Raw genomic sequence first — 16,645 nt, forward strand, 5'->3', positions numbered from 1 at the left:
CCGGGGGTTGCCCGGCGGCAACTCACTTTTCTTTGCTTCGCCAAAGAAAAGTGAGCAAAAGAAAGGCGACCCGCAGTCCGAGTCCCTGCGCTTCGCTTCGGGCAACCTGCGCTACGCCGCAAAAGCGGGGGTCCGCGCAAACTCGCTGCGCTCAAACAGCGCGCGGCCCTGATCCCGCTTTTGCGGCGTAGCACAGGCTCGGCCAGGACGGGACTTGCGGGAGCGGATTCGGGGCCGGATTCGGAGCCAAAAGTGCTTCTTGCGCAAGCACAGCCTGCGCAAGAAGCTATTGAATTAGTAGCATTCATGGCTGAAACCTAGGCGCGGTGGCTGTTTGGCTGTTCGGCTGTTCAGACTTCATTCCCCGATTGCCCCGTTCTGTCTGGGCCTGCGATGCCCCGGAAAAACGGGATCAGGGCGGCGCGCTGTTTGAGCGCAGCGAGTTTGCGCCGACCCCCGTTTTTCCGGGGCAGCGCAGGTTGCCCGTAGCGAAGCGAAGGGACCCAGACAGCCGGGTCGCCTTTTCTTTGGTGACTTTCTTTTGGCGAAGCAAAAGAAAGTTACTTGCCGCCGGGCAACCCCCGGCCAGCCCAACCCAGAAAAGCCAACCCAGCCACAGCCCACGCAAAACCCAAGCAAAATCGACCTCTAGCGCAAGCTCACCCTGCACAAGCAGCTACATTTTCAATAGCAATTAACCCTCCCAGCAGCAAGCTTTACAAAAATTCATCTAACCCAGGCATTCCCCGACAAGCAAGCCCCGCACAATGCGCTTGCCCGCCCCCACCGCGACACCCGATGCCCCTTCAACACCCCGCCTTTTCTTCACCGCGCCTGGCCCTGCTGGCGCTGGCGGCGCTGCTTTCAGGCTGCGCGTCGCTGACCTCCCCCACCACGGCCCTGCCCGCAACGCCGACGCCAGCCGAATGGTCAACGCCCGCGCCTTATGCCTCCAGCCCCGCCAGCGCCGCGCCCCTCACGGCAAACTGGTGGCAAGGCTTCAACGACCCGCAACTGACCGCGCTCGTCACCCAGGCCCTGCAAAACAGCACCGACGTTCGCAGCGCGCAGTCCGCCTTGCTGCAGGCCAGGGCCCTGCGCGACGTGAGCGCCGCCGGCCTCGGCCCAAGCGTCAGCACCTCGGCCTCAGCGCAGCGCAGCAAGTCGGGCGGCAGCCAGGCGGGCAACAGCTTCCAGGCCGGCTTTGACGCCAGTTGGGAGCCCGATGTCTTCGGCGGCAACCGCAGCGCGCTGAACGCCGCCCAGTCCGACGTTGAGGCCGCCGTCGCCAGCCTGGCGAATGCGCAGGTGTCGCTGGCCGCCGAAACCGCCGTCACCTACATCGAGCTGCGCGGGCTTCAAGCGCAACTGCTGATTGCCCGCGGCAACCTGGCCTCGCAGCGGGAGACGCTGCAGATCACCCGCTGGCGCGCCCAGGCCGGGCTGGCGTCGTCGCTCGACGTGGAGCAGGGCATTGCCGCCAGCGAACAGACCGGCGCGCAGATTCCGGCGCTGGAGACCAGCATCGCGCAGGCAGCCAGCAGCCTGGCCGTGCTGACCGGCGAGTCGCCCGGCGCGCTGCGCAGCGCGCTCGCAAACGCCGCGCCCGTGCCGCAAGCCGCCGGCGACCTGGCGCTGGCCATTCCCGCAGAAACCCTGCGCCAGCGCCCCGACGTGCGCGCCGCCGAGCACCGCATCGAGGCCGCGCTGGCCCGCGTGGCCCAGGCCGATGCGGCGCGCTACCCCGGCTTTCAGATCAGCGGCTCGCTCGGCCTGCGCGCCCTGACGCTGGGAACACTGACCAGCGGCGCGTCGGTCGCCAATGCGCTGCTGGCCAGCGTGTCGGTGCCACTGTTCGACGGCGGCGCGGCGCGGGCGCAGGTGCGCGCGCAGCAAGCCGCGCTCGAAAGCGCCCGCATCAGCTATCAGGCCACGGTGCTCAGCGCGCTGAAAGACGTGGAAGACGCGCTGATCTCGCTGCAGGGCAACCGCGAGCGGCTGGCCCGTCTTCAGGCGGCGTCCGGGGCGGCGGCGAATGCCGATTTGCTGGCCCGCCAGCGCTACGCCAGCGGACTGATCGACTTTCGCGCCGTGCTGGAAACCCAGCGCACCCTGCTCTCCACGCAAGACAGCCTGGAAGCGACCCGCGCCAGCCTGAGCGCCGACCATGTGCGGCTGTACAAGGCGCTGGGCGGCGGCTGGACGCGCGCACCTGAAACCGCCGCGCACTGACCTACAGACCGCCCGACACGACCAGAACCCGCACCCCTTCCGAAATCCTGCCCATGACCACACCCACGCCTCTCAAACCCCCAGCGGCCCCGACGCCCTCCGCCGCCGACCTTCAGGCCCTGCTGAACGCGGACCAGGCCCGCCCCTGGTGGCAGCGGCCCGCCATCTGGATCGCGGCCGTCGTCCTGATCGCGCTGCTGGCCGGCCTGGCTTACTGGCAGGCCGGGCAACAAGCCAGCGCCGCGCCGCGCTATGTGACCGAAACCGTCCGCAAGGGCAATCTCACGCTCAATGTGCTGGCCAACGGCACGCTGCAGCCGACGCGCTCGGTCAACATCGGCAGCGAACTCTCGGGCACCGTCAAGCGCGTGCTGGTCGATGTGAACGACCGCATCAAGAAAGGCCAGGTGCTGGTCGAGCTGGACACGGCCAAGCTGTCCGACCAGGTGCTGCGCTCGCGCGCCTCGCTGGCGGCGATGCAGGCCCAACTGGCGCAGAGCACGGCCACCGTCAAGGAGTCGCGGGCCAGCCTGGCGCGCTTCGAGGAAGTGGCGCGCCTGTCCGGCGGCAAGGTGCCGTCTGCGGCCGAACTCGACACCGCCCGCGCCACCCTGGACCGCGCCGTGGCGGTAGAGGCCAGCGCCCGCGCCAATGTGGCCGAAGCGCGCGCCGCCGCCTCGACCGACGAAACCAACCTGTCCAAGGCCTCGATCCGCTCGCCGATTGACGGCGTGGTGCTGACGCGCACGGTCGATCCGGGCAACGCCGTGGCCGCTTCGCTGCAGGCGGTGACGCTGTTCACCGTGGCCGAAGACCTGACGCAACTGCGCCTGGAAGTCAACGTCGATGAAGCCGATGTGGGCGCGGTCAAGGTCGGCCAGAAGGCCAGCTTCACCGTCAGCGCCTACCCGTCGCGCCGCTACCCGGCCACCATCACCCGCGTCGCCTTCGGCTCGACCAAGACCGACAACGTGGTGACTTATGTAACGTATCTGGACGTGAACAACGCCGATTTGAGCCTGCGCCCCGGCATGACGGCGGCGGCCACCATCATCGCCACCGAGCGCGCCGATGTGCTGCTGGTGCCCAACACCGCGCTGCGTTTCACGCCCGCGCAGGACGGCAGCCCGGCGGCGTCCGGCGGCAGCTTTGTCTCCAAGCTCATGCCGCGCATGCCGCGCACGGGCGCGCGCAAACCGGCCGACACCAGCGCCGCCGCCGCCGGCGCCAAACAGGTCTGGGTGCTCAAGGACGGCCAGGCGGTGGCCGTTGCCGTGAAAACCGGCATCAGCGACGGCCGCATGACCGAAGTCAGCGGCGAAGGCCTGCAGGAAGGCATGGCGGTCATCACCGACCAGCAAAGCACCAAGGCCGCGCCATGAGCGAAGCAAGCCTGCCGCTGATCCGCCTGCGCGGCATCACCAAGATGTATGGCGAAGGCGCGACCGCGCTGCTGGCGCTCAAAGGCGTCGATCTGGACATAGCATCCGGCGATTTTGTCGCCATCATGGGGCCGAGCGGATCGGGCAAATCGACCGCCATGAACACGCTCGGCTGCCTGGACACGCCGACCTCGGGCGAATACCTGTTCCAGGGCGTGCATGTCGAGTCGCTCTCGCGCGACCAGCGCGCCCTGCTGCGGCGGCGCTTTTTCGGCTTTGTGTTCCAGGGCTTCAACCTGCTGGCGCGCACCTCGGCGCAGGAAAACGTCGAGCTGCCGCTGCTCTACCGGGGCGAGGCCGCCGGCGCCCGCCACGCCAGCGCCGCCCGCGCGCTCGACCAGGTGGGCCTGAAGGGCTGGGAGCACCACCTGCCCTCCGAGTTGTCGGGCGGGCAGCAGCAGCGCGTGGCGATTGCGCGCGCCATCGTCACCCAGCCGGCGGTGCTGCTGGCCGACGAGCCGACCGGCAACCTCGACACCCAGCGCAGCCGCGAGATCATGGAGTTGCTCTGGCGCCTGAACGCCGACCAGGGCATCACCGTGCTGATGGTCACGCACGAGCCCGACATGGCCGCCTATGCGCGGCGCATCGTGCGCTTTGTCGATGGCCTGGTGGAAAGCGATGTGCGCAACGAGCATCCCGCCGGACTCGAACATCCCGGCGCCGCCCTGCCCGTGGCCGCGCCCGTGGCGGAGGCCCGCTGATGCTGCTCAACACCCTGCTGCTGGCGCTGCGCTCGATCCGGCGCAATCTGCTGCGCTCCTTTCTGACCATCCTGGGCATCGTGATTGGCGTGAGCGCCGTCATCACCATGGTGACGCTGGGCAACGGCGCGACGCTGGCGGTGCAAAACCAGATTTCCGGGCTGGGCACCAACCTGCTGCAGGTGCGTCCCGGCCAGCGCATGGGGCCGGGCAGCGGCGGCGCCACCGCACCCTCTTTCAGCGAACTCGACGCCGACGCCATCGCCTCGCAGATCGGCGGCGTGATTGCCGTCGCGCCCGAGGCCCGCGCCAGCAGCACGCTGGTGGCCAACGGCCGCAACTGGACCAGCAGCGTCATCGGCAGCACCAACGCCTGGCTGCAGACCGGCAACTGGAAGCTGGGCGACGGCCGGGAGTTCTCCAGCGACGAACTGCGCGCCGGCGCGGCGGTCTGCCTGATCGGCGAAACCGTGCGCCGCGAACTCTTCGGCACCCGCCCGGCCCTCGGCGAGCCGCTGCGCGTCAAGCAGATTTCGTGCGAAGTGATCGGCGTGCTGGCCTCCAAGGGCCAGGGCGCTTTCGGCAACGACCAGGACGACACGGTGCTGCTGCCGATCAAGACGCTGCAGCGCCGCATCAGCGGCAACACGCGCGTCAACACCCTGCTGGTGTCGATGAAGGAAGGCAGCAACGCCGAACGCGTGAAGGCCAGCCTCACGCAGCTGCTGCGCGAGCGCCGCAAGCTGGCCGACAGCGACGAGGACAACTTCAACGTGCTCGATACCAAGCAGCTGGCCGACACGCTCTCGGGCACGACCAAGGTGATGACCATGCTGCTGGGCGCGGTGGCGGCGGTGAGTTTGCTGGTGGGCGGCATCGGCATCATGAACATCATGCTGGTCAGCGTGACCGAGCGCACCCGCGAGATCGGCCTGCGGCTGGCGATTGGCGCGCTGGAGCGCGAGGTGCTGCTGCAGTTCCTGATCGAGGCGGTGGCGCTGGCCGCGCTGGGCGGGCTGATCGGCATCGTGCTGGCAACCGGCGCTTCGATGGGGCTGTCCCGGCTGATGCAGGTGCCTTATTTGTTCAACCCGGCGGTGAACATCGTCTCGTTTGTGTTCTCGGCCGGCATCGGCGTGCTGTTCGGCTATTTTCCGGCCCGGCGCGCCGCGCGCATGGACCCGATTGAGGCGCTGCGGCATGAGTGAGCCGGATAACGGCCATCAAAAAAGATAGCTGCTTGCGCCCGCCCCTATTGCGCAAGCGCCTGATTTCATGCAAAAACCCCTGCCCTTCACTCAGTGCAGGGCCATCGACGACTCGGCCTTGGCGCCCGTATCGTCCTTGCGCCGGCCCTGGTTCGACTTGGCAAGCGTTTTTGCGATCAGAATTTCGAGTTCCTGCTTCAGCTGCAGAACCAGGTCATCGTCCTCGCCATACCGGTACTGCAGTTTGTTGCAGAGTAATTCGAGGTTTTGAAGGCGTTTTTTCATCAGTTTTCTCCACTGTAAAGGTCAGGATTGGCGCTTGAGAGCGTTTCATGTCGCGTAACTCAGCACCGCGAAAGTGTGGCAACCGGTGCCGGCCGCGACGAACCCATGCCAAACCGCATGCGAGTATCGGATTCTGGAGTCCAGCACGAAGAACACGACGCCGGAAGTGTAAGCCAGCCCACCGGCCACCAGCCACAGCAGGCTGATCAACGGAACCTGACTGACGAGTGGCACCGCCGCAACCAGGACCAGCCAGCCCATGAAGACGTACAAACCCGTTGAGAGCCAGGGGTGCGTCAACCGGCCGAAAACCTTCAGCGCCACGCCCACGGCCGCAAGCAGCCACACCAGCGCAAAAAGCGTCCAGCCCCATGCGCCCCCGAGCGCGCCCAGCGCGAAAGGCGTGTAGCTGCCGGCAATGAACAGGTAAATCGCGCCGTAGTCGAGCTTGAGGAAGATGCGCTTGGCGCGGCCGTCGGGCAGCGCGTGGTAAACCGTCGAGGTCAGGTAGAGCAACACCATGGTCGCGGCAAAAACCATGACGCCGGCAAAACTCGCCGCGCTCCGGTTGCGCGCCGAAGCCATCAAAAACGGCACCGCGCCGACAGCGGCCAGCAGTGCGACAGCGTGGCTGACGCTGTTGGCGATTTCCTCGCCTGAGCTTTGCGAGCGTTGTGTCATGCCGCGCATTTTGCACGCGGGGCATGAAAGAACTTTGTCATCAAAAAGTCATTCGGGTCAGGAATGCTGCGGTGGCGGCATGTCGCCGCTGACATCCATTTTGGGAGCCTCCCTTGACCAACGCACACACTCCAGAAATTCAAGCAGACTCTTTCGTGGAGATGACTGACGAGCACTTTGAAGAAGAGTACGAAAGCATGGGCGACCATCACCGCATGGCGGCCCGCCATTTCGCCGCAGCCGCCAAGCACCACCTGTCAGCAGCCGCTGCCGATGACGAAGGCGACAACGAAGCGACGGCCCGCCACGCCTACACGGCCTACCGCCACCAGCTCAACGCCGTGCAATACGCCGAAATAGCCACCATGGACAACGACAGCCTGGAAGACGAACACGACGGGGAAGCTGACAACAGCTGATCAACGCATCCTGACCGTGCGCCAGATGCCGTGACCGTTTCAGTCCGTGCGTTGTTCCCTGGCTTTCAGCGCAACGCACGAACTGACCGCTTTGGCTCACCCATAGTCAAGCCGGATGACGCCTGTCAGGCGACTATTAAAAAGATAGCTGCTTGCGCCCGTCAGTATTGCGCAAGAGCCCGATTTGACGATGAACACCGGTTAAAAAACAGCCGTGACACGCGCAAGGGCGCCAGGCAGCGCCTGAATTCAGAGCGAATGCTGCGCTGCTTTCCAGGCTGTCAGTTCGGACCAGCAGCAGGCATGGCATGGTTTGGCGCGGTTTGATGGGGAAGTGGCGCGATAGTGGCGCAGTTTATTGAACTATGCCGCTTGCATGGGCACGAACGCCAAGGCGTGGCGTTGACCATCGCACTGCTGATTTACCGAGGGCTTGCGGTAGCGATCTGCGACTTTTGAAAGTCAGTTGAGAAGGCAGGTCTGGTTAAAGGAGTGCCCTCACCGTCTCCTTCAAACTAATGGCAGCTGCAGAGTTTGTCTATCTACGTTTTTCAAACCAGACCCTTGTAACCCTTTTGCGTCACCTCGCCTTCAAGGGCTATCAGCGCGAAAAAACGCAGAAAATAGCGCTTTAAACAATGAAGTCCTTGTGAATCAATCCGTTGCCCATGCCGAACTCATCGCCACTTTCAGGAGGGCGGAGGTAGATGCTGCTCACAAATTCGGATTGATCAAAGCTGTTGAAAATAAAGGACCCAAGGCCATTCAGGCGGCCGTCGAAATCGCTGCAAGGGCAGCTAAACGCAGGGATTCGTATGCAAAAAAGCTGAATGTGCTCGGGGTGAACCTCAAGGATTGAGCGCGGCTCAATACCTGCTCGACCGACCACCGAATGCTGGCCGTACAGCACTACAGTCCGCCATGAAGGACGACTAACAAACAGGAAATACGAGGGAATTGAACTTCTACAAAGCTCCCGTTGGCGAATGGCTGGATATGGCCGAAACCTGCCATTTCAGCGAATGCCTGCTTTCTCTGGAGGCTGTGTGAAAACGCTGGGATCTTGTCTGCCTGGGTGATTCCCCGCGCGTTGACGCCCATATGGTTTCATTGATGGGACGAACACATGAAGCGATACATTCAAGGAAGGGATCGCAGTCAAATCACGTTACCTGGGCGCCTGGATGACTACATTGGACAAGACAATCCAGTGCGCGTGGTTGATGCATTCGTTGATGCACTCGATTTGGCAGAGCTCGAATTTGCGCGGATGACGCCCGCAGTGACCGGACGTCCGGGCTATCACCCCGCAGTGCTCCTCAAACTCTACCTTTACGGCTACCTCAACCGCATCCAGTCCAGCCGGCGCCTGGAGCGGGAGTGCCAGCGCAACATTGAACTGATGTGGCTTATTGGCTGCTTGACGCCTGACTTCAAGACCATCGCCGATTTCCGCAAAGACAATGGTGCGGGCATCCGCAATGTGTGCCGCCACTTTGTGATGCTGTGCCGGGAACTGAAACTGCTGACGCAAGCTGTTGTGGCCATCGATGGCAGCAAATTCAAGGCGGTCAACAACCGTGAGCGCAACTACACCTCCGGCAAGATCGAGCGGCGTGAGCGCGAGATTGACGAAAGCATCCAGCGCTACCTGAACGCACTGCAAACCCTCGATCGCACCCAGCCCGCCGAATTGCCAGCCAAAACAGAGCGCTTGCAGGGCAAGGTTCAGAAGATGCGTCAGCGACTGCAAGAACTCAAAGAGATCAAGGCGCAGGTAGAGATGCAACCCGATAAACAGCTATCGTTGACAGACTCGGATGCGCGGGCGATGAGCACCCACAGCATGAAGGGCACCGCCCTGGTGGGCTACAACGTGCAGACGGTGGTGGAGACCCAGCACCACCTGATCGTGGCCCATGAAGTGACCAATACCGCCAGTGACCGGGCGCAGTTAAGCAAACAAGCGCGGGCCGCACTCGAGGCCATGGGGGTGCGTCAACTGCAAGCCCTTGCCGATCGCGGCTATTACAGCGGCCCCGAACTCAAGGCCTGCGAAGACGCGGGCATTGCCGCCTGTGTCCCCAAGCCCATGACTTCCAATGCCCGGGCGCAGGCGCGCTTTGGCAAGGACGACTTTATCTACATGGCGCGTGATGATGAATACCTGTGCCCGGCGCGTCAACGGGCCATTCACCGGTTCACCAGGGAGGAAGATGGCCTGCAGATTCACGTCTACTGGAGCAGCGCCTGCCCAGCATGCCCGATGAAAGCGCAATGCACCACCAGCAACTACCGGCGCATCAGGCGTTGGGAGCACGAAGCGGTGATGGAGGCGGTGCAGCGCCGCCTGGACCGCCAGCCCGAGGCGATGAAGGTGCGAAAGAGCACCGTGGAGCATGTCTTTGGAACGCTCAAGCACTGGATGGGCTGGACGCACTTTCTCATGCGCGGCAAAGCCAAGGTGGCAACCGAAATGAGTCTGCATGTTCTGGCTTACAACCTCAAGCGGGTGATGAAAATTCTTGGCATTGCCGAGTTGCTCAAGGCCATCACAGAGGAGGGCTTGAAAGCCCTTTGTTCACTTCAATGCCGACAGGCAATTCAAGCTCGGGCTTAAAAGCAATAGAGCCCGTGCGGAGGAATCTTCAGTTCGAATTCGTAAGCAGATCCAGACCTGTCGCCTCGACGTTGACAGAGCGTTCTCACCGCCAATGCGTTTTCACACAGTCTCGCTGCAAAGGAGTCGCTGGCGGACCCATTTCATCAGCCAGTGGAACTTGCCGCCTTCGATGCCGAAGCTCACGCATTGGCAATTCGATGGAATGCCGGGGTTGCGCGCGATGAGGCTGCCCGCCGTAGGCGATGCGATTCGGGCGGGCTGGCCGGGCGGCGCGCATGGACCCGATTGAGGCGATACGGCATGAGTCAGCCGGCTCACGCCTTCAGCGAACTATCAAAAACATAGCTGCTTGTGCCCGCCCCTATTGCGCAAGAGCCTTATTTAATGCACAAACCCCCGGTTAAAGGCGGCCGTGACACACGGAATGGGCGCCCACCAAACACGCCGTGCGGGACGGCTTCAGCGACCGGGATTCAGCACCTTGGCGACCGGATGATGCCGCAGCCTGAAGGCGTCGGGCATGCCGGAGCCCAGCAGCGGGCGCAAATACATCCTGAAGGCATCGGTCACGTCGGTGCCGCTGCTGGCGATGAACTCGTCCTCCATCACCCGCGTCTTGCCGGCCACGGCATCTAGCGGCAGCAGTTCGTAATCGACCGAATAAAACCCGGTGCGCTTGATGGCGACCGAGCCGTCCTGCGTGCCCCACATCGCGAACTGCACGGCTTTTTCCCCGACCTCGCGCGCTTCGCGCTGGTCCACGTCGGACACGCAGCCGATGAAGGAGCGCTGCAGGTAGCCGAAGGTGTCCCCGCGCACCCGCTTGATGCCGAGTTTGGACTTGATCTCCTCGCACAGCAAATCGGCCAGCGCGCCGTTGCCCGACAGCTGCACGTTGCCGTGCGCGTCGTGCTCCAGGTCTTTGGCCAGCAGGCTGGCAATCGGCGCGCCCGACGCATCGTGGATGCCTTCGGACACGGCGATCACGCAGCGCCCGAAGCGCGCGTAGGCCGCCTTCACGTCGGCGAGAAAATTCTCCAGCACGAAGGTGCGCTCGGGCAGGTAGATCAGGTGCGGGCCGTCGTCGGGAAACTTCTTGCCCAGCGCGGATGCCGCCGTCAGGAATCCGGCATGGCGGCCCATCACCACGCCCACGTACACGCCGGGCAGCGCCGCGTTGTCCAGGTTGGCGCCGGCAAACGCCTGCGCCACGAAGCGCGCGGCCGACGGAAAGCCGGGCGTGTGGTCGTTGCCCACCAGGTCGTTGTCGATGGTTTTCGGGATGTGGATGCTGCGCAGCGGGTAGCCAGCTTTTTGCGCCTCCAGGCTGACGATGCGCACCGTGTCCGACGAGTCGTTGCCGCCGATGTAGAAGAAGTGCTCGATCTGGTGCGCCTGCAGGACCTTGAAGATTTCCTGGCAATAGCGCATGTCGGGCTTGTCGCGCGTCGAGCCCAGCGCCGAGGACGGCGTGTTGGCGACCAGTTCGAGGTTGTGGCTGGTTTCCTGCGTCAGATCGACGAAGTCTTCATTGACGATGCCGCGCACGCCGTGGCGCGCGCCGTAGATGCGCGTGACTTCGCCAAAGCGCCGCGCCTCCAGCGCCACGCCGACCAGCGACTGGTTGATCACCGCCGTCGGACCGCCACCCTGGGCGACGAGTATTTTTCCGGATGCCATGGTTTTTTCCTTTGAAAGGGTAGCCGGCGGATTCGATCAAGCGATGAATGCTGGCGGGTTTCGATGTTGAAGCACGCCATGCAATAGACCACATCATGACGGGCCAGGCAAGTCCTGAATTCAGAGCGAATGCTGCGCCGCGTTCCAGGCGCTCAGTTCGGACGGGCGCAGCCCGTAACGCGCCAGCACCCCTTCATGCAGGCGGCGCAACTCCTGCACGACCAGCGCCTGCACATCGTCGCGGTCCGCCCGAGGCACCTGCTCCATGGCCTGCGCAATGGCGGCCAGCGCATCGGCATGGGGATGTTGAACCACTTCGCGGATGGTCTGCTTGATCAGTTCCCGATAGGCCAGCCGGGTCGGGTCGGGCTCGGCCAGTTCCTGCTTGATGGCCAGGTACTCCTGCGTAGAGCGTTCGTAGGCCCAGACATACAGGTCACGCAGCAACTCCACCCGCGTCAGCTCGTACACGCCCAGCGTGGCGCGGCTGTAGGCCTGCTCGGGCACATCCAGAAAGGTCAGCGGGCACAGGTTGGCCCGGAACAGCGGCAAGTTGGCCGCCAGGCGCGAGGTGCGCTTGTTGATATCGGCGAACGGCTGCAGGTAAGGCAGATGCACCATCGCGAAGAATGACTGCTCGAACGGGTCGGCGATGGCGCCCAGCTTGCGCAGCAAGACCTCCAGCATTTCGTCGATCTGCTGCGGCGTGGACAGGGGCCGGTACACGCTCTGGCCAATGTCCACCGCGTGCTGGCGAATGCGGCCTTCATCGGACGGATTGGGCAGCAGGTTTTCCGCCAGCGCGCTGTGCAGGTTCATGAGCAGGTAGCGACTCAAGCCAGCGCTGCCGGCGCTGACAGCACTTTCCACCAGCAACTCGATGGCGGTCTTGTGGTTCAGGATCATCTGCGTTTCGATGGCCGCCTTGCCGCGCGCTGCCCGGCCCTGCTCGATCAATTCCACGGTGTCCAGGCGCGAATAGGTGTTGCCTTCCAGGTGGCTTGAGGCCCACGACAGGTCAATCAGCAGCCGGTTCAGAATGGCACGGCTGTAGGTGCCCGCCGCTTCATGGGCCTGCGCGGTCCGGCCCATGTTGTGCAGCTGGCGGCGCAGCGATTCAGGCAAATACCCGCTCACGTTGGGCTGGTAGGCATCGAGAAAATCACGCTGGTAGCCGACCGGCTTGCGCGCCTGCAGCGGCTGATCGACATAGGCCAGGATGTCGCGGCTGTCTGCGGACAGGGGAATGTGGGGCGGGAAGCGGTCAGGGGATGCAATGGCGCTGGCCGGGGCCGGCAGCGCAGGCGCCGCATAACGCCGGGCGCGCCCTTCGCCGCTGGCGGTGATTTGCCCCTCGCGGCTCCATTGGCTCAGCCAGCGCTGGACGGTGCGGCGGGCCAGCTCGGGGTGCTGCGCCAGCAACCCGGCGAGCGTCAGGCCGGCGACGGACGATTGAATGCTTTTGAGCAAGGCGGCGGGGGCTGTCATGGGATTTTTTGGCGCAGTTTGGCTGAAATGTGGCGCGATTGTGGCGCGGTTCAATCAACTGCGCCACTGGCATGGCGCGATTCACTGAATTCTGCGTCACCCCGGCCGAGGCACGGCAGCTTCTTCCCAAGCCCGCCATCCCTTGCGCAGGCCTATTTGCACAGCCCCAGGATGCGTTCCTGCTGCGGGCACTCCTTCGCTGGCGGCGGCGACGGCTTCGCCCGGCTGACCACCCTCTTTCTTGCGGGTTCTCCGGCGATGCAGGAGCGGAGTTCGCGCGTCGTCGGGCCGTAGTAGAACCATCCACGGCCGAGGTCCGGCAGCGCAAGCTCTACCTCGCGCCACTTCGGGTGTCCCTTTTCCTGCAGCACCGAAAAGTTCTGGCACAGCGAGCGCGCCATGCCCCGCAGGTGGCTCTCGGTGTCCTTCAGCTGGAAATCGTAGGTGACGAGAAAGGCCTTGACGGCCAGCCCGGCAATATCCTCCGTGAGCAGGTTGGGATAATTGCTGGCGCGCACGCTGGCCTGGAAATAGGTCTTGAGCACCGCCTTGCTGGAAGGATGGCCGGGGTCGAACTTGAGCAGCTTGATGAGTTTTCGCGACTCGGGCTTCATGTCAACCAGCAGCTTGGCGGGCTGCCCGGCGACGACCGCGACCACGTCAAGGGTCTTGTCCGTGACCAGTTTCGCCAGCGCCTCCTCGTTGGACAGGTAGCTTGCGCTGGCGTCCGGCATGGCTTCGCCAAACATCAGGCGATACAGCGTTGCCGAGGTCAGCGCCGTGCCGCTGCCCGACTCGCCTGCGTTGATCTTTGCATTCTTGATCTCATGGATGAAGTTGCGCTCCGAGTCGGCCCGCACGACAAAGTAGATTTCCTCGTTGTACAGCGGCATGATCACGCGCAGCGGCGCGATCATGTCGCGGGCGGCTGCGTTGCCGCCGGCGGCGATGTCGAGAAAGGACTGGTACACGTCCGACTGCACCAGGGCCAGCTTGATGCCCGGCTCGTAGCGCAGCAGCCGGACGTTCTCGGCCGATCCGGCCGAAGGCAGGGCGTCGAGCTGGATGTCCGCCGAGGGCGCCACGAACTGGGCCAGGTCGCGCCCGATCTTGATATAGGTTCCGCGCTCCGAAGCGGTGACGATTTTGTATTCCACCGCAGCGGCCGCCGGGCCGTGGCAGAGCATCCCGGCCATCAGCAGCGTGCCCAATACGAGTTTTTTCATGTCAATGCCCCTCCTGTTTGGTATCCGGATTGCACAACCCAAGGGCTGCGACGGCTGGCGGACAGTCCGTGAATTGCGGCGGAGCCTGGCGGGTTTGCACGTCGGCCTGCGCAGGCGATGAGGGCTTTTCAAGCCCATCATTGCCGGTCTCAAGCGTCAGGGCGGAATTCACCCGTGCCTCGGCGGGTGAAGGCGCGCCGGGCACGTCCGGGGCCGCCTGCCTTTCGCCCTGCGCCGCCTTCTGCTCAAGTTGCTCGGGCTGCTGGTCGCGGACATAGACGTACACGAAATTCACGGCCAGTGCGAGCAATAAGGCCGCGCCCAGCATGAGCCACCGGCGCCTGGACCGGGTCGCGGCCGCAGCGGCTTCGGCTGAACCCGTTTGATCCGGCGTGCGCTCCTCAAGCTTGCGCCACATCAGCGATGCCGCATCCATTTCGGATAAAAACGTGTCATCCACGGCTTGCGTCCCGGGCGGCGAGTGCGCCAGGTCATGCCTGGAATGCGCCGCCTCCGGGCCTGCGCCGGCCGCATCGTCCGGTGCGGCAGGGGCCGCATCTTTGACGGGTGTCGCTGGCGCCAGCAGTGGGCCGGGTTCCGGTGTTGCCGGCACAGTGAGCCTGGCGCCGCATTGGGAGCAGTTCTGCGCGACCCGCTCGTTGAGCGCTCCGCACCGGCTGCAGGCTTGCAGATCGAGCTGCGTGCCGCACTTGTTGCAGAACACTGCATCGGCCGGATTGAGGTGCTTGCACAGAAGGCACCGGAGGGGGACTATCGACGACATCTGAAGCAGGTGCCCTTCATGAAGCAAGCGCAGGGGTTGCATGCAGGCCGTGATTCATCACGGCCGGCGCTCCGGGCGCTCAAAAAATCAGCGGCACAGGGTTGTCCCCATGCCAGCAACTCCGGCAGCATGGTTTGCCGCCAGACACTGTCAGGTCTTGCTGATCATTAAATGCAAGGAATGAAGCGCTGCGGTTGAGAAAAATCAACGGCGCGCAAGTCCGTGGCGAATGCCGCTCCAGTCTCTATGAAAAAGATAGCTGCTCATGCCCGCCTGTACTGCGCAAAAGCCTTGTTTGATGCCAAACTTCGGTCAAAAACCAGCGCTGGCCCGCTTGGCGCTCCCCGCAACCGGCCGGGGTCAATCAGGCGGACACCTCATTCGTCAAAATCGGCCCCAGGCCATGGGTGTATAACCTAGTCCCCTTGGGTCATGCGCCGCGTCTTTTCAGGCAGCGCGCATGCCCTGATCTCCCCGAATAAAGCCAGGCGCATGGGAGCGCCACAACATCAAGGAATCTCAAACATGGGCGCGCAATGGAAAGCAAAAGGCAAGGATCTGGCCGCAAACGCCAGGGGCCGGCTGTTTGGCAAACTGGCCAAGGACATCATGATCGCTGCGCGCAACGGGGCCGACCCGGCTTCGAACGCGCGCCTGCGGCTGGTGGTGGAGCAGGCACGCAAGGTCTCCATGCCCAAGGAAACCCTGGACCGGGCCATCAAGAAAGGCGCCGGCTTGAGCGGCGAGGCGGTTCATTTCGAGCACGTCATTTACGAAGGCTTTGCGCCGCACCAGGTGCCGCTGATGGTCGAATGCCTGACCGACAACGTGAACCGCGCCGCCTCTGAAATGCGCGTGCTGTTCCGCAAGGGACATCTGGGCAGTTCCGGCTCGGTGGCCTGGGACTTCGACCATGTCGGCATGATCGAGGCCGAGCCGCTGGCCGCCGGCACCGACCCCGAACTGGCCGCCATCGAAGCGGGCGCGCAGGACTTCGAGCCGGGCCACGAAGACGGCACGACGCTGTTCCTGACCGACCCCACCGACCTCGACCTGGTCAGCCGCGCGCTGCCCGCCCAGGGCTTCACCGTGCTGTCGGCCAAGCTCGGCTACAAGCCCAAGAACCCCATCGACCCGGCCTCCTTGAGCCCCGGAGACTTGCACGAAGTCGAGGCCTTCCTGGCCGCGATTGACGAGAACGACGATGTGCAAAACGTGTACGTCGGCCTGGCGGGCTGAGACGGGCCGGCGCTTCAGTATTTATGCCTAACCAGCCCCGACTGATCCACATCACCGAGCAGAACCATGATGTCCTGGTTGACCTGATCTATGCCGGTGCCAGCAACTTCACCGGCCAGGCCATCTACGACCATCCGCTGTGTTTCTTGCACCCGCAGGCCGAAGCCGGTTTGCGCAAGGCCATCGCGGCGGCGCGCGGTTTTGGCCTGCGGCTGAAGATTCTCGACGCCTTCCGGCCGCAGGAGGCGCAGGAGGCCTTGTGGGCCGTGGCGCCCAACCCGGACTACATCGCCGACCCGAAAATCGGCTCCAACCACACGCGCGGCGTGGCCGTTGACCTGACGCTGGTCGGCGCCGATGGTGTGGCGCTCGACATGGGAACGCCGGTGGACACCATGAGCGCGGCCTCGCACCACTTTCATGCCGACCATCCGGCGGCCATCCAGGTCAACCGCATGCGGCTGCTGACCGTCATGCTGGAAGCCGGCTTCGTGCACCATCCGCGCGAATGGTGGCATTACCAGTTGCCGGGCGCGGAGCGCTTTCCCCTGATCGACAGCCACGCCTTCATGACCTGCCTGCACGCTGGCGGCCACGCGGCGACTGCGGGTTCAATGGCTTCTTGAATGCTCTG

General features: G+C 64.1%; 15 protein-coding genes. 9 read left to right on the top strand and 6 right to left on the bottom strand.

Annotated elements, in window-relative coordinates; genetic code table 11:
- The first annotated feature begins 798 nt into the window (after positions 1-798).
- From PNAP_RS17700 to PNAP_RS17715, 4 genes are read left to right on the top strand one after another with little or no spacing between them, the layout of a single operon-like run.
- Entirely contained in the window at positions 799-2,232 is a 1,434-nt protein-coding gene (locus PNAP_RS17700; RefSeq protein WP_011802914.1) for an efflux transporter outer membrane subunit, read from the top strand.
- 53 nt (positions 2,233-2,285) lie between these two features.
- Positions 2,286-3,614 (top strand): efflux RND transporter periplasmic adaptor subunit, encoded by a 1,329-nt coding sequence (locus tag PNAP_RS17705; protein ID WP_011802915.1) that lies wholly within the window; start codon positions 2,286-2,288, stop codon positions 3,612-3,614.
- Complete coding sequence (locus tag PNAP_RS17710) at positions 3,611-4,378, top strand: ABC transporter ATP-binding protein (protein WP_011802916.1); 768 nt, start codon at positions 3,611-3,613, stop codon at positions 4,376-4,378. The genes PNAP_RS17705 and PNAP_RS17710 overlap by 4 nt, the downstream gene beginning before the upstream one ends.
- Entirely contained in the window at positions 4,378-5,586 is a 1,209-nt protein-coding gene (locus tag PNAP_RS17715) for an ABC transporter permease (protein WP_011802917.1), read from the top strand. Before PNAP_RS17710 ends, PNAP_RS17715 begins: the two co-directional genes overlap by 1 nt.
- A gap of 90 nt (positions 5,587-5,676) precedes the next feature.
- On the opposite strand, the gene PNAP_RS17720 is transcribed toward PNAP_RS17715, so the two are convergent.
- Together PNAP_RS17720 and trhA are read right to left on the bottom strand one after the other, a co-directional pair.
- Positions 5,677-5,871, bottom strand: a complete 195-nt coding sequence (locus PNAP_RS17720) for a hypothetical protein (RefSeq protein ID WP_011802918.1) — start codon at positions 5,869-5,871, stop codon at positions 5,677-5,679.
- 45 nt (positions 5,872-5,916) lie between these two features.
- Positions 5,917-6,561: a PAQR family membrane homeostasis protein TrhA gene (gene trhA / locus PNAP_RS17725; RefSeq protein WP_011802919.1), complete on the bottom strand. Its 645-nt coding sequence runs from the start codon at positions 6,559-6,561 to the stop codon at positions 5,917-5,919.
- Between the two features lie 104 nt (positions 6,562-6,665).
- Here trhA and PNAP_RS17730 point away from each other — a divergent pair, with 104 nt between their 5' ends.
- The 3 genes from PNAP_RS17730 to PNAP_RS17745 all read left to right on the top strand — a co-directional run bounded on the left by PNAP_RS17730 (position 6,666) and on the right by PNAP_RS17745 (position 9,591).
- Positions 6,666-6,971 carry a hypothetical protein gene (locus PNAP_RS17730; RefSeq protein ID WP_011802920.1) on the top strand — a complete coding sequence of 102 codons (306 nt, stop codon included), beginning with the start codon at positions 6,666-6,668 and terminating at the stop codon, positions 6,969-6,971.
- 649 nt (positions 6,972-7,620) lie between these two features.
- Positions 7,621-7,830, top strand: coding sequence for a hypothetical protein (locus tag PNAP_RS25850; RefSeq protein WP_083758064.1), 210 nt, complete (start codon positions 7,621-7,623; stop codon positions 7,828-7,830).
- Between the two features lie 267 nt (positions 7,831-8,097).
- On the top strand, positions 8,098-9,591 hold the full coding sequence (locus PNAP_RS17745) for an IS1182 family transposase (RefSeq protein ID WP_011798576.1): 1,494 nt from the start codon (positions 8,098-8,100) through the stop codon (positions 9,589-9,591).
- 462 nt (positions 9,592-10,053) lie between these two features.
- On the opposite strand, the gene PNAP_RS17750 is transcribed toward PNAP_RS17745, so the two are convergent.
- From PNAP_RS17750 to PNAP_RS17765, 4 genes are all read right to left on the bottom strand, one after another.
- Positions 10,054-11,274, bottom strand: a complete 1,221-nt coding sequence (locus PNAP_RS17750; protein ID WP_011802923.1) for a 6-phosphofructokinase — start codon at positions 11,272-11,274, stop codon at positions 10,054-10,056.
- Positions 11,275-11,394: 120 nt separating this feature from the next.
- Positions 11,395-12,762: a Fic family protein gene (locus PNAP_RS17755; RefSeq protein ID WP_011802924.1), complete on the bottom strand. Its 1,368-nt coding sequence runs from the start codon at positions 12,760-12,762 to the stop codon at positions 11,395-11,397.
- A 152-nt stretch (positions 12,763-12,914) separates the two neighbouring features.
- On the bottom strand, positions 12,915-13,988 hold the full coding sequence (locus PNAP_RS17760) for a TAXI family TRAP transporter solute-binding subunit (protein WP_011802925.1): 1,074 nt from the start codon (positions 13,986-13,988) through the stop codon (positions 12,915-12,917).
- 1 nt (position 13,989) lies between these two features.
- Positions 13,990-14,772 (bottom strand): zinc ribbon domain-containing protein, encoded by a 783-nt coding sequence (locus PNAP_RS17765; protein ID WP_011802926.1) that lies wholly within the window; start codon positions 14,770-14,772, stop codon positions 13,990-13,992.
- Positions 14,773-15,297: 525 nt separating this feature from the next.
- On the opposite strand from PNAP_RS17765, the gene PNAP_RS17770 reads away from it, so the two are divergent.
- Positions 15,298-16,011 carry a YebC/PmpR family DNA-binding transcriptional regulator gene (locus PNAP_RS17770; protein WP_011802927.1) on the top strand — a complete coding sequence of 238 codons (714 nt, stop codon included), beginning with the start codon at positions 15,298-15,300 and terminating at the stop codon, positions 16,009-16,011.
- Positions 16,012-16,034: 23 nt separating this feature from the next.
- Positions 16,035-16,637, top strand: a complete 603-nt coding sequence (ddpX, locus tag PNAP_RS17775; protein ID WP_011802928.1) for a D-alanyl-D-alanine dipeptidase — start codon at positions 16,035-16,037, stop codon at positions 16,635-16,637.
- Positions 16,638-16,645 lie beyond the last annotated feature (8 nt).

The sequence above is a fragment of the Polaromonas naphthalenivorans CJ2 genome, from assembly GCF_000015505.1.
GTDB classification, from domain to species: Bacteria; Pseudomonadota; Gammaproteobacteria; order Burkholderiales; family Burkholderiaceae_C; genus Polaromonas; species Polaromonas naphthalenivorans.

Excerpts from the sequence above, each read along its gene's own strand:
- PNAP_RS17715 (WP_011802917.1), top strand. The coding sequence starts at position 4,378 with ATGCTGCTCAACACCCTGCTGCTGGCGCTGCGCTCGATCCGGCGCAAT.
- PNAP_RS17770 (WP_011802927.1), top strand. The coding sequence starts at position 15,298 with ATGGGCGCGCAATGGAAAGCAAAAGGCAAGGATCTGGCCGCAAACGCC.
- PNAP_RS17760 (WP_011802925.1), bottom strand. The coding sequence starts at position 13,988 with ATGAAAAAACTCGTATTGGGCACGCTGCTGATGGCCGGGATGCTCTGC.
- trhA (WP_011802919.1), bottom strand. The coding sequence starts at position 6,561 with ATGCGCGGCATGACACAACGCTCGCAAAGCTCAGGCGAGGAAATCGCC.
- PNAP_RS17700 (WP_011802914.1), top strand. The coding sequence starts at position 799 with ATGCCCCTTCAACACCCCGCCTTTTCTTCACCGCGCCTGGCCCTGCTG.
- PNAP_RS17705 (WP_011802915.1), top strand. The coding sequence starts at position 2,286 with ATGACCACACCCACGCCTCTCAAACCCCCAGCGGCCCCGACGCCCTCC.
- ddpX (WP_011802928.1), top strand. The coding sequence starts at position 16,035 with ATGCCTAACCAGCCCCGACTGATCCACATCACCGAGCAGAACCATGAT.
- PNAP_RS17710 (WP_011802916.1), top strand. The coding sequence starts at position 3,611 with ATGAGCGAAGCAAGCCTGCCGCTGATCCGCCTGCGCGGCATCACCAAG.
- PNAP_RS17745 (WP_011798576.1), top strand. The coding sequence starts at position 8,098 with ATGAAGCGATACATTCAAGGAAGGGATCGCAGTCAAATCACGTTACCT.
- PNAP_RS17765 (WP_011802926.1), bottom strand. The coding sequence starts at position 14,772 with ATGTCGTCGATAGTCCCCCTCCGGTGCCTTCTGTGCAAGCACCTCAAT.
- PNAP_RS17750 (WP_011802923.1), bottom strand. The coding sequence starts at position 11,274 with ATGGCATCCGGAAAAATACTCGTCGCCCAGGGTGGCGGTCCGACGGCG.
- PNAP_RS17755 (WP_011802924.1), bottom strand. The coding sequence starts at position 12,762 with ATGACAGCCCCCGCCGCCTTGCTCAAAAGCATTCAATCGTCCGTCGCC.
- PNAP_RS17720 (WP_011802918.1), bottom strand. The coding sequence starts at position 5,871 with ATGAAAAAACGCCTTCAAAACCTCGAATTACTCTGCAACAAACTGCAG.